Here is a 12,688-nt window from a genome sequence, read left to right on the forward strand (position 1 = left end):
CCGCGCTTAGCCGTGCAGCGGCTTGTAGCGGATACGCTTCGGCTTGGCGCCTTCTTCGCCCAGGCGGGCCTTCTTGTCGGCTTCGTACTCCTGATAGTTACCGTTGAAGAAGGTCACCTGCGAGTTGCCTTCGAACGCCAGGATGTGGGTGGCGATGCGGTCGAGGAACCAGCGGTCGTGCGAGATCACCATCACGCTGCCCGCGAACTCGAGCAGTGCGTCTTCCAGCGCGCGCAGGGTTTCCACGTCCAGGTCGTTGGACGGTTCGTCCAGCAGCAGCACGTTGCCGCCCTTGAGCAGGGTCTTGGCCAGGTGCAGGCGGCCGCGTTCGCCGCCGGACAGGTTGCCCACCTGCTTCTGCTGGTCCGCGCCCTTGAAGTTGAAGCGGCCCAGGTAGGCGCGCGACGGCATCTCGAAACGCCCCACCTGCAGCACGTCGGCGCCGCCGGTCACGTCCTCGAACACGGTCTTGTTGTCCGACAGCGCGTCGCGCGACTGGTCCACCAGCGAGATCTTGGCGGTCTGGCCGATGTGGACTTCGCCGCTGTCCGGCTGCTCGATCCCGGCAATCATCTTGAACAGGGTCGATTTACCGGCGCCGTTGGGGCCGATGATGCCGACGATCGCGCCCGGCGGCACGGTGAACGACAGGTTGTCGATCAGCAGGCGGTCGCCGAAGGCTTTGGTCACGTTCTTGAATTCGATGACGTCGTTGCCCAGGCGCTCGGCGACGGGGATGAAGATCTCCTGGGTCTCGTTGCGCTTCTGGTATTCGTATTCGGACAGCTCGTTAAAGCGCGCCAGGCGTGCCTTGGACTTGGCCTGGCGTGCCTTCGGGTTCTGGCGCGCCCACTCCAGTTCCTTGGCCAGCGCCTTCTGGCGTGCCGACTCGTGCGCTTCTTCCTGCTTCAGGCGGTCTTCCTTTTGCTCCAGCCACGACGAGTAGTTGCCCTTCCACGGAATGCCGTGGCCGCGGTCCAGTTCCAGGATCCATTCGGCGGCGTTGTCGAGGAAGTAGCGGTCGTGGGTGATACCCACCACGGTGCCCGGGAAGCGCAGCAGGAACTGCTCCAGCCACTCGACCGATTCGGCGTCCAGGTGGTTGGTCGGCTCGTCCAGCAGCAGCATGTCCGGCTTGGAGAGCAGCAGCTTGCACAGCGCCACGCGGCGCTTTTCACCGCCGGACAGCACGCCGATCTTCGCGTCCCACGGCGGCAGGCGCAGCGCGTCGGCAGCCATTTCCAGCTGCAGGTTCAGGTTGCCGCCATCGGCGGCGGCAATGATCGCTTCCAGCCGCTCCTGCTCCTTGGCCAGCGCGTCGAAGTCGGCGTCCGGTTCGGCATAGGCGGCGTACACGGCTTCCAGCTTGGCTTGCGCTTCGAACGCTTCGCCCAGGCCCGACTCGACTTCCTGGCGCACAGTCTTTTCCGGATCGAGCTGCGGTTCCTGCGGCAGGTAGCCGATCGACAGGCCCGGCATCGGGCGCGCTTCGCCCTGGATGTCGGTGTCGATGCCGGCCATGATCTTGAGCAGGCTCGATTTGCCCGAACCGTTCAGGCCCAGCACGCCAATTTTTGCGCCGGGGAAGAACGACAGCGAAATGTCTTTCAGGATCTGGCGTTTCGGCGGGACGATCTTGCCCACGCGATTCATTGTATAGACGTAGTTGGCCATTCTTTAACTTGTAGGTGAAATGAGGACGACAGGATACGACAGAATAGGCGGCACCAGCCGTTTTTCTGCTCAAGCCTTGTTGGCGGCGGCCGGCTGGGTGCGCCGGAGCAGCCCCTCGGCCGCGAACAGCGCCAGCGCGCTCCAGATCAGCGCGAAGCCGACCAGCTTGCCCGAGTCGAAGTGCTCATGGAACATCAGTACGCCCAGCAGGAACTGCAGGGTCGGCGACAGGTATTGCAGCAGCCCCAGCACCGACAGCGGGATCTGGCGCGCGCCGGACGCGAACAGCAGCAGCGGGATCGCGGTGGTCGGCCCGGCGGCGACCAGCAGCACGCGCGTCAGGTCCGAACTGGTGTTGAGGAACACGTTCTGGCCGTGCAGCGTCAGCCATACCAGGTACGCCAGCGCGAGCGGGAACAGTACCATGGTCTCGAACGACAGCCCTTCCAGCGCGCCCAGTGCGGCGGTCTTGCGCAGCAGGCCGTAGATGCCGAAGGTGGAAGCCAGCAGCAGGGCAATCCACGGCAGCGTGCCGGCCTGCCAGGTCAGCCAGGCCACCCCCAGCGCCGCGATCGCGATCGCGCCCCATTGCTGCGGGCGCAGGCGTTCCTTCAGCAGCAGCGAGCCGAACATGATGTTGACCAGCGGGTTGATGAAGTAGCCGAGCGAGGATTCGATCACATGGCCGCTGGTGACGGCCCAGATGTAAATACCCCAGTTCGCGGACAGGAAGAAGGCAGAGGCGATGAAGCTCACCAGCACCTTGGGCTTCCTGACCAGGCTCAGCCAGCCCCACTGGCGCCGCACGGCCAGCACGATCAGCAGGAACAGCAGCGACCACACCATGCGGTGCGCCAGGATTTGTACCGGCGGCACTTCGCCAAGCGCGCGGAAATACAGGGGGAACAGGCCCCAGCAGAGAAACGCCAGGGCTGCGGAAAGGATGCCTGTTTGCATGGGAAACGTCGGTGGGTTGCTGGGAGGACATTATCCCAAAATACGGCGGGGCTTGCCGGGACCGGCCCGGTCCCAACAATCCATCGGCAGACCGGCTATTTGCCGACCGCGAACAGCATCGCATTGTTGATCGCATACACCGTCCCGTCCGCGCCGATGGCGGTCGGCGTGTACGACTCGCCCAGCCCGCTGGTCAGGCGCACCTTTTGCGACAGCGTGTTGGTCGTCAGGTCCCAGCGGTACAGCCAGCCGTCTTCGCTGTTGACCAGAATCGACTTGGTGAACGGGTCCACCGCCGCCGTGTTGATGCACCACTCGACCACGCCGCCCGGGTAGTTCGGATCGGGCGTCACGCCGAGGATGGTCAGCACTTCCTTCATTACCTGCACGCCGGGTGCGATGAAGTCGGCCTGCGCCGCGTTCGGGTCGAGCAGCGCGACCTTGTTCTTTGAGTCGCCGCTGCCGGCGCGGCCGTAATTGTTGTACTTGGTGGTGATCAGGTACTGCGAGCTTCCCTTGTAGCCGGGCACCATCGAGGCCGGCACGATCGATGCCGTGTCGTCCCAGCCGAAGGAGCCCGGCGTCTTCGTCTGTGTCAGGCCGGCGTTGAAATGCAGCAGCCAGCCGCGCGCGTTGTGCTGGGCGTAGGTGGTCTCGAGCACGCCGAAGAACACGTCGCCATCCGGGCCGACGGTGGGCGATGCGGTGCTGTCGTCCGACACCCGTGCCGATTGCGCGGTCTGCGGGTCGATCAGCAGGGCCTTGCTCTTCAAGGTCAGCGTGGCCGCGTCCAGGGCCAGCAGGTAGCCTTTTTCCCTGGGGCCGTTGACGGCCACATACAGCGTCTTCTGGTCCTGCGACAGTGCCGGCGCGCTGTTCGTCGCGGCCTTGTCGATCTCGGCGTCGCCGGTGAGCACGGTGGCCGCGACCCAGCTGCCCTTGCCGTCCGCGCCGATGCGCGCCACGCCGCCCCTGAGCCCCGCGGGCGCACCCGGCAGCGCGGTGAAGCCGAAATAGATGTTGCCCTGGCTGTCCGCCGTGATCGGCGTATTGACGAAGACGTTGGCGTCGAACGCCGCCTTGTTGGCGTCATACGCGGCGTTGCCATAGAACGCGGCGCTTTGCGCGCTCACGCCGCCACTGTCCGGGTTGTCGCGGTACAGCACGCGGCCGCCCAGCGCCGGCACGATCATCCGGTTGGCGCTGGTGAGCGTGACGTTGAAGCTCGGCGTCCAGCGGTGCGGCGGCATCACGTAGTCGGTCTGCATCTCCCACAGCAGCTCGCCCGTGTAGCCGATCACCGCCCGCACCATATAGCCGTCCTGGCTCAGGCGCTTGACGGGAACGAGCACGGTGTTCTTGCTGGTGATCGCCGGCGAGCCGTAATGGACCAGCAAATAGCCTTGCGGGCTGTACTGCGGGGCCATGTCCACCGCCGTGCGCCAGCGGATGCGCGCCAGGTCCTGCGTCGCAATCTGGGCCACGGCCGTGTGCTGTGCGTCGGCGCCGAATCCCAGCCACGCCGGGCCGTTGACGGGCGGCAGCACGACCGGTGGCGGTTCCGTCACCACCGTCGTGCCGCTGCCGCCGCCACCGCCGCCGCAAGCGACCAGCAGCGCGCCAGCCAGCGCCGCCGCCGCCAGTACGAACCTGCCGTTTGTTTTCTGGGCCAGATGCATGAGCTTCTCCTGCTGTGCCGGAAAGTTTCAAGTATGTACTATTGCTGGGCTAAACTTGTATGAAATTGCAAACCCATGGCTATCGTCCCTATTCGCATTGCATTGCTGGCGCTGCTCGTCGCCGTCGCCGGCTGCGACAAGGACAGCCATGGCGCGGCGAGCGCGCGCGCGCCGCTTGCGCACGTCGCGGCGGCGCCTGTGGCCACCGTCAACGGCGACCGCGCACCCGCCAGCTATCCGATTCTGTTCGTGACCCAGGCGCCGGTCGCTACCGACGACGCGGCGCGGCTGTCGGTCTTTGCCAACCACCTGCCGGCGCTGGACGCGGCGCCGCGCGGCGGCGACCTGATGCTGCGCTACCCGGACGGCAGCCTGCGCAATCTCACCCAGGAAGCGGGCTTCGGCACGGACGGCGCGCAAGGCGCAAACGCGATCGCGGTGCGCGAGCCGTCGGTGGACTGGGACGGCAAGCGCGCGTTGTTTTCGATGGTGGCGGGGGACGGGCACGCGTTCTGGCAGCTGTACGAGGTAACCGGCCTGGCCAAGGGCGAGCGCGCGCACATCGCGCGCTTGCCCGGCCAGCCGGCCAACGCCAACAACGTCTCGCCGCTGTACGCCACCGATGGCCGCGTCCTGTTCACCTCGGACCGCCCGCGCGCCGGCCTTGCGCACCTGTACCCCCAGCTGGACGAGTACGAAGCCACGCCCACCACTACCGGCATCTGGAGCCTTGACCGCGCAAGCGGCGTGCTGCGCATCCTGAACCATGCGCCCAGCGGCGCCTTCAGCCCCATCGTGGACAGCTACGGGCGGGTGGTGTTCACGCGCTGGGACCACCTGCAGCAGGACCAGCTGGCGCAGCGCGACCGCGACGCCGCGAAGAATGGGGTGGCACTGCCCTTCAGGTCATTCAACTATGCCGGCGAGGCGGCTGGCGCGATACCGCTGCCGGCGCGCACCGAGGTGTTTCCCGAATCGCGCTCCGGCAGCGAGGGCAAATATGGCTGGGTGAATGCGTTCACCAACAACTTCTTCACGGTGTGGCAGATGAACGAGGATGGCAGCGGCGAGGAGACCCTGAACCACGTGGGCCAGCACGAACTGGCCTTCGGCTACCTGACCCCGAGCTTTCGCGACGACCCGGCGCTGTCCAACCGCACCGTGGACACGCTGCACGCCAACCGCACCAGCATTCGCCGCGAGGGCGGCCTGCTGCAGCTGCGCGAGGACCCGCGCCACCCCGGCGCCTACTTCGCCGTCGCCGCGCGCGACCGTGGCACCTTCGGCACCGGGCAGCTGGTGCGCCTTGGCGCCGATCCTGGCCTGAACGGCGAGCAGATGCAGGTCGATCCGGTCACGCCGGGCGACCCGGGCGACGCGCTGCCCGGCGGGCGCTTTCGCAACCCCTTGCCGCTGTCGGATGGCTCGCTGGTGGCCAGCCACACTGGCGACGAGCGGCTCGCAGCCGGTGCGCCTGGCCTGTCCGGCTTGCGGCTGGTGTGGCTCGAACCCGGCGCCACTGGCCTGTACCGGGCCGGCAGGCCGCTCACTGCCGGCATCAGGAAGACCTTGCGATGGACGTCGGCGGCGGGCCCGCGCAGCTGGTCGGGCGAGCTGTGGGAGCTGGAGGCGGTCGAGGTGCGGCCCCGGCCGCGGCCCATGCGCGCGCAGGCTGGACTGGAAGCGCCGGAGCGCGCCGTGCTGGCCGAACAACACGTCAGCGAAGAAGCGCTGCGCAGCTGGCTGGTGCGTCACGACCTTGCCCTGATCGTAACGCGCGACCAGACCAGCCGTGATCGGGCAGACTTGCAACAGCCGTTCAATTTGCGCGTGCCCGGCGGCGTGCGCACGCTCTCGAACAGCGCGCCAGGCGGCAGGGTGTACGACATCGCGCATTTCCAGTTGTTCGAGGGCGAGCAGCTGCGCGCCTATCCGGGCCGCCCCGGCCGCCGCGTGATCGCGCAGCCCATGCACACCGGACGGCTGCCGGCCAACCCCGGCGGACCGGACGGCAGCGTGCAGATTGCGCCCGACGGCTCCACCGCTGCGTTCGTGCCCGCGCGGCGCGCACTGAGCTGGCAGACCACCGATCCGTCCGGCGAGCCGGTGGTGCGCGAGCGCAACTGGATCACCTTCCAGGCCGGTGAAATGCGCGTGTGCGCATCGTGCCACGGCGTCAATGTGCGCGACCAGGCCGGACGGCCGCCGCCGGTGACCAAACCCGAGGCGCTGCGGCGCTTGCTTTCATGGTGGAAACAACAGTCACAGTAGGGGTATTTGCGTATTTGAAACACCACTTGCAAAGTTCCATAATGTGGCATATTGTGCAACGCACCAAAACGACAAGACGGTGAAATTTTGGCTTCGCAACACAAGAAAAGCAGCGTCGCCGCGCTGACCCTGGCGGCAGTCGGCATCGTGTACGGCGACATCGGCACCAGCCCGCTGTACACACTCAAGACCATCTTCGATCCGGTGCATGGACTGGCACTGAACGAATTCAACCTGGTGGGCGTGATCTCCCTGATTTTCTGGGGGCTGACCATGATCGTCGCGCTCAAGTACGTTTCGCTGGTGCTGCGCGCCGATAACCGTGGCGAGGGCGGCATCATGGCGCTGATGGCGCTGGCCTTGAGCTCGGTGCGCAAGTCGAGCTGGCAGTTCCCGCTGATGCTGATCGGCGTGCTGGGCGCCACCATGTTCTACGGCGACAGCGTGATTACGCCGGCGATCTCGGTGCTGGGCGCGATCGAGGGCCTGGAAGTGGCCACGCCGGCGCTGTCGCGCTACGTGGTGCCGCTCACCATCGTCGTGCTGGTGATCCTGTATTCGCTGCAGCGGCACGGCACGGCGGGCATCGGCCGCTGGTTCGGCCCGATCATGATGATCTGGTTCGCCGCGCTGGCGATCATGGGCGTCATCAATATCGTGGCCGCGCCGCAGGTGCTCGCTGCCCTCAATCCGCTGCATGCGTTCGCGTTCCTGCTCGAGAATCGCTTCGTGGGCTTCGTCGCGCTGGGCGCGGTGGTGCTGGCGTTCACCGGCGCCGAGGCGCTGTACGCCGACATGGGCCACTTCGGCAAAAAGCCGATCCGGGTCGCCTGGTTCATGGTGGTGTTCCCGGCGCTTGCGCTGAACTACATGGGCCAGGGCGCGCTCTTGATGGCGCAGCCCGAAGCGATCGAGAACCCGTTCTTCCACCAGCTCGGCGCGTGGAGCGTGTATCCGCTGGTGGTGCTGTCCACGGTGGCGGCGGTGATCGCGTCCCAGGCCACGATCTCGGGCAGCTATTCGATGACGCGCCAGGCCATCGCGCTCGGGCTGCTGCCGCGCATGCGCGTGCTGCACACATCGGTGAGCGAGATCGGCCAGATCTACATGCCGGCGGTGAACTGGCTGCAGTGCGGCGTGGTGTTGCTGGCGGTGATCGGCTTCGGCTCGTCGGAAAAGCTGGCCGGCGCCTACGGCATTGCCGTGACCTGCACGATGCTGGCCACCACCTTCCTGACCTTCTTCGTGATCCGTTACCGCTGGAGCCTGCCGCTGGTGCTGTCGCTGGGCGCAACCGCCTTCTTCATCACCATGGACCTGGCGCTGGTCTCGGCCAGCAGTTTGAAGTTCTTCCACGGCGGCTGGTTCCCGCTGCTGCTCGGCACTGTGATGTTCACCATCATGATGACCTGGAAGCGCGGCCGCGAGCTGGTGTTCGAGAACTTGCAGCAGCACGCGATCCCGCTGGACGATTTCTTGCAGTCGCTGTTCGTGGCCCCGCCGGTGCGCGTGCCCGGCACCGCCATCTTCCTGCGCGGCGAAAGCGACGGCGTGCCGCACGCGCTCTTGCACAACCTGTCGCACAACAAGGTGCTGCACGAGCGCGTTGCCTTCCTGACCGTGCACATCCGCGAAGAGCCGTTCGTGCCGCCCAGCGAGCAGGTGACCATCATTCCGCTGGGGCACAACTGCTACCAGCTCAACGTCTGCTACGGCTTCAAGGACGAGCCGAACATCCCGACGGTGCTGGGCCTGTGCGAGCAGCAGGGCCTGAAGTTCGAGCCGATGGAGACGTCGTTCTTCATCGCGCGCCAGACCGTAATCTCGGTGCCGGGCCGCGGCATGGCGCCGTGGCGCGAACACCTGTACATCGCCATGTCGCGCAACGCGCGCGCCGCCGCCGACTACTACCAGATCCCCGCCAACCGTGTCATCGAGCTCGGCACGCAAGTCGAGATCTGATACAAAGGCTTACAAAATCCGGACACCTCCTGCCGCCGGGCTCGGGTAGTGTGCGGATTTTGTTCCGCATTCTTTCTTACCTTTTCAACGCCAAGGATCGTCCATGAAACTGAAGTATCCCCTGATCGCCGCCTTCGTCGCCGTGCTGGGCCTGACCGCGTGCGGCGGTGGCGGCAGCTCGTCGGGCACCAGCCCGAGCGGCAGCACCGCCGTCGCCAGCCCGGCGCAACTGAGCTACACCGATTCCGTGGTGGGCACCGGCGCCACCGCCGCCACCGGGATGACGGTCACGGTGAAGTACACCGGCTGGCTGTACAGCACCAGCGCGACCAACAACAAGGGGACGCAGTTCGACACCGGCACCTTCTCGTTCAAGCTGGGCACCAACTCGGTCATCCCTGGCTTCGAGCAGGCCGTGCTGGGCATGAAGGTGGGCGGCAAGCGCACCGTGCTGATCCCGTCCAGCCTGGGCTATGGCGCCTCGGGCACGTCGGGCATCCCGGGCGGTTCGGGGCTGGTGTTCGACATCGAACTGGTCAGCGCGCAGTAAGCGCGCGGCGCATAAAAAAACCGGGGACGCAACCCCGGTTTTTTTTCGCCTGCGCCCCCTTATGCGCGGCCGGACATGCGTTTGAGGATGCCGTCGCGGTCGATGAACTGGTGCTTGATCACGCCCAGCAGGTGAAAGCCGATCAGGAACAGCATCGCATCGGCGGTGAAGCCGTGGACCTCTTCGAGCGGCTCATGCAGGGCGCGGAACTCCGGGAACGGGCTCGGGATGCTGAGCAGGTCGAAAACCGGAATTGCGCGGCCCGTGCTCCAGATGATCAGCGGCCCGGTAATTGCCAGCACCGCGATCCCCACCAGCAGCAGCACGTGCACGACCCGCGCGAACTTCTGCAGCGCCGGCTGCTGCGGCAGCTCTTGCGGCGACGTCGAGCTCACGCGCCAGTACACGCGCCACAGCAGGAACAGCGAGGCGAACGCGCCGATGGCGATGTGCAGGCCGCGCCAGAACTTGCGCGCGTCGCCCTTGGGCATGTCCTCGAAGTACAGGCCGATCGCAAGCAGTGCCAGCACCAGCAGTGCGCCCAGCCAGTGGTTGAAGCGCGAGACCGAGCCGTAGCTGGTAGGTGAGTCTTGGGTCGCCGACATGTTGTTTTTCTCCAAACGAAACAAAAATTCCATTATGGATGATCCCGGCTGGCAGTTCAAACGCCGTGGCAGGGCCCGCCGCAGGGCGGGCCTGGTCGCCACGTTCGGGCGCCCGGTCGCGCTCAGTCCTGCGCGGCCGCTGGTTTTTGCGCTTCAGCCGCTTGGGGGGCGGGCCATAAGGTCGTCGCCGCGGCGTACAACGCCTCGGCGCGCTGCCTGATCGTTCCTTCGTCCCAGGCACTGGCCGTCAACATTGCCCTGTTCAGGTGGAGGTTGGTATTGGTCAGGAATAGCTTGTGCTTGACGTCGAATTTGTAATTCTTCGCGGCGCGGTTTGTCCCGTAATGCAGCAGCGTCAGGTTGCCGATCGTCGGGATCGCTGCCTCGCGGTTTTGCAGCGCGATTTGCCTCGGGGTGCGGGCTTCCGGATGGAGGTAGCCTGATCTTATGTCCGCCAATTCGTCGTCGCTTGCAAAACTTCCGTCGGCGAGCGGCCAATGTTCGGACCAGCTCTGCGGCAGCATGTGGTCGATGTCCAGGCTGCCTGCCGACACAAAGACCGGTTCTTCGGAGCGTTCGGTGCGCAGGGCATTTTCGAGTTCGACCAGAATCGACCGGGTTTTTGGCGCGTCGAGGCAGCCCGGGTAGAGCGCGTTATTCAGGAAGCCGTGCCTGAATTCCTCGTCCCGCGGCCAACGGGTTGCCGTGCCACCGAACTCCTCCAGCGTCGTCCGCAGGCTTTCCGGAGTCAATGGCGCGCCCTTCAGGTTTTTCAGCACCTGGAGGAATATCTTGTTGTAGTTCTTGTTCGTCAGCCCGCACACCGCGCGCCGTACGAGATAGGATCCAAGAATGGAAAACATGGCGTCCTGACTCGCCTCGTCATAACCGGAGCGGGCGATTGCGATCGCAAGCACGTAGGTGGTGCTTGCGTCCCACTCCTTGAAACGCTTGCCATAACGGCCGATCGGCGTCCTGGCGTCGCCATCGAGCAGCGCCTGATAATGGTCGGCATAAGCCGACAGCGTCTTTAACTGATCCGCCGCTGTCAGCTTGCTGGCGACGGCGAACCGCTGGTATTCCGCGTAAATGCGGCCCTGGTCTACCTCATCCCTGAGCTCGGCCTGCAACACGGTTTGCACGAACCATTCCACTCGCGGGCGATTGAGACGGCCCCGGCGTTCGGTCGCCTTCCATGAGTCATCCTCATACCGGTTCCACAGCGTTTCGTAGAGCTGGTCCGCGGCGGCGCCCTCGGCTTCGGCTCGCAGGAACACGTAGTTACGGATCAGGTCCGTGGCGGTCAGTTCGACGCCATGGCCGTTCAGGGTCTCGAAAATCACCTGGGCGTCGTCTTGCTCGTCCAGCGTGATCGAAATGACGACCAGGTCTTCCAGCAAGGCCTCGACCAGGGCCTCGGCTGCCGAGATGTCACTAGCGCCATTTGCCTTCAGCCAGGCCGTCATCTCGGTCGCGAAAAACCAGATCGCCGCCAGTGCCGGCGGGTGGTTGATCCCGATTTTCTTGAGCTGCCCCTGCTGGGTAAAGTGATTGGGAAAGTCTCGCCTCAGGTCGCCCAGCGAGCTTGCCACGATGGCGCGGCGGTAGGCGGCGCGATCATAAAATGTCGGCCATACCTTGAATGGCTCGATCTCCTTGTCGCGCATGTTGCGCAGGTCGGAATTCCTCAGGCAAGCCTCGACCGGAGGAAGCAGGTTCGTATGGTCGAGGTTTCTCAGCACAATGGCCAGTGCGGCCAGCGTGAACTGCAAGGTCGTAATCCGCTGTTGGCCATCGATGATGTGCGCTTTTTCCACGCCGATCAGCTTTTTGCGCTCCTGGGGCTCCAGCACCACCGCGCCCATGAAGTGTGGCGTGGGTTCGAGCTGCTCCAGTCTTGCTTCGGCTTTTTGCTGGATGTCCCACCATAGCCGCGCCCATTGGTCCTTCAGGCTCCACACATAGGCTCGCTGGTAGAAAGGGACACAATATTGCCGTTCAGGCCTGAACAGCTGATGGACTGAGGTGCGCTCCGAATCCACGGTTTCTCCTTCAGGATATTCTTTTTTTATTTGGACCAGATCGCGGTGCCAATCCCCAGATTTTATCATCGGGGAAACTTCGAATTTGACGGCTACGCCCGCCTTTATCGGGTGAGCAGCATTACGGCAGCAGGATCGACAGCTCCTGCGCGCCCTTCTGCAGCACCGGCAGGAACTGATCGAGCATCTTGCGGTTCGACACCCGCGCCGCGTGCGCGCCGACGTTGAGCGCCGCCAGCACATTGCCGCTGGCGCCGCGCACCGGCACGGCGATCGAACGCAGGCCGACTTCGAGCTCTTCCTCGACCATTGCGTAGCCCTGTTCGCGCACCCCGGCCAGGATCTCGCGCAGGCGCGCCTGCGACACCACCGTGCGGTCGGTCATCGCCTTGAGCGGCACGCGCTCGAAGTAGGCGTCCAGCTGCTCGGGCGGCAGGTGTGCCAGCAGCACGCGGCCCAGCGAGGTGCAGTAGGCCGGCAGCCGGCTGCCGGTGGTGAGCGAAACCGACATGATGCGCGAGGCCGCCGAACGCCCCACATACAGCACCTCGTCGTCCTGCAGCACGGCGAGCGAACACGATTCGCTGAGCGTGCGGCTGACCTGGTTCAGGTAGGGGTGGGCCGAGACCGTGAGCGGCGTCGAGGACAGGTAGGAGTAGCCGAGCGTGAGCACCTTGGGCTTGAGCGCGTAGTGATTGCCGTCCACCTCGGCGTAGCCAAGTTCCATCAAGGTATGCAGGCAGCGCCGCACCGAAGCGCGCGGAATGCCCGTGCGGTGGCTGATTTGCGCCATCGTCAGGCTGCGGCGCTGGTCGCTGAAGGCCTGCAGCACCGCCAGCCCGCGCGCCAGCGAGGTCATGAAGTTGGGGTCGTTGTGCGGCTGCTCGTCCTCGGCCTTGCCGTCGGTACTGGGATCTGCGCTGTTCATATTCTCCTCAGGAATCAAAC

Annotated in this window: 9 protein-coding genes; 3 read left to right on the forward strand and 6 right to left on the reverse strand. The window is 65.3% G+C overall.

Going from position 1 to position 12,688, the window contains the following annotated elements:
- Positions 1 to 6: 6 nt before the first annotated feature.
- From ettA to NX773_RS17285, 3 genes are all read right to left on the reverse strand, one after another.
- A complete protein-coding gene (gene ettA / locus NX773_RS17275; RefSeq protein ID WP_258857546.1) occupies positions 7 to 1,674 on the reverse strand; it encodes an energy-dependent translational throttle protein EttA in 1,668 nt (555 codons plus the stop codon).
- 69 nt (positions 1,675 to 1,743) lie between these two features.
- Positions 1,744 to 2,631 (reverse strand): EamA family transporter RarD, encoded by an 888-nt coding sequence (rarD, locus tag NX773_RS17280; RefSeq protein ID WP_258857547.1) that lies wholly within the window; start codon positions 2,629 to 2,631, stop codon positions 1,744 to 1,746.
- A 95-nt stretch (positions 2,632 to 2,726) separates the two neighbouring features.
- The gene (locus tag NX773_RS17285) at positions 2,727 to 4,310 is read right to left on the reverse strand and encodes an SMP-30/gluconolactonase/LRE family protein (protein ID WP_258857548.1); all 1,584 of its coding nucleotides are present in this window, start codon (positions 4,308 to 4,310) and stop codon (positions 2,727 to 2,729) included.
- Between the two features lie 75 nt (positions 4,311 to 4,385).
- On the opposite strand from NX773_RS17285, the gene NX773_RS17290 reads away from it, so the two are divergent.
- The 3 genes from NX773_RS17290 (at position 4,386) to NX773_RS17300 (ending at position 9,093) form a co-directional block, all read left to right on the forward strand.
- A complete protein-coding gene (locus NX773_RS17290; RefSeq protein ID WP_258857549.1) occupies positions 4,386 to 6,581 on the forward strand; it encodes an HzsA-related protein in 2,196 nt (731 codons plus the stop codon).
- Positions 6,582 to 6,668: 87 nt separating this feature from the next.
- Entirely contained in the window at positions 6,669 to 8,543 is a 1,875-nt protein-coding gene (locus NX773_RS17295; RefSeq protein WP_258857550.1) for a potassium transporter Kup, read from the forward strand.
- 103 nt (positions 8,544 to 8,646) lie between these two features.
- On the forward strand, positions 8,647 to 9,093 hold the full coding sequence (locus NX773_RS17300) for an FKBP-type peptidyl-prolyl cis-trans isomerase (protein WP_258857551.1): 447 nt from the start codon (positions 8,647 to 8,649) through the stop codon (positions 9,091 to 9,093).
- Positions 9,094 to 9,152: 59 nt separating this feature from the next.
- Here the strand turns inward: NX773_RS17300 and NX773_RS17305 are convergent, their stop codons facing one another.
- The 3 genes from NX773_RS17305 to NX773_RS17315 all read right to left on the reverse strand — a co-directional run bounded on the left by NX773_RS17305 (position 9,153) and on the right by NX773_RS17315 (position 12,668).
- A complete protein-coding gene (locus NX773_RS17305; protein WP_258857552.1) occupies positions 9,153 to 9,698 on the reverse strand; it encodes a cytochrome b in 546 nt (181 codons plus the stop codon).
- Between the two features lie 122 nt (positions 9,699 to 9,820).
- Positions 9,821 to 11,740, reverse strand: coding sequence for a DUF262 domain-containing protein (locus NX773_RS17310; protein ID WP_258857553.1), 1,920 nt, complete (start codon positions 11,738 to 11,740; stop codon positions 9,821 to 9,823).
- A gap of 121 nt (positions 11,741 to 11,861) precedes the next feature.
- The gene (locus NX773_RS17315) at positions 11,862 to 12,668 is read right to left on the reverse strand and encodes an IclR family transcriptional regulator domain-containing protein (protein ID WP_258857554.1); all 807 of its coding nucleotides are present in this window, start codon (positions 12,666 to 12,668) and stop codon (positions 11,862 to 11,864) included.
- Positions 12,669 to 12,688: the final 20 nt, after the last annotated feature.

This window comes from Massilia solisilvae (genome assembly GCF_024753215.1).
GTDB classification, from domain to species: Bacteria; Pseudomonadota; Gammaproteobacteria; order Burkholderiales; family Burkholderiaceae_D; genus Telluria; species Telluria solisilvae.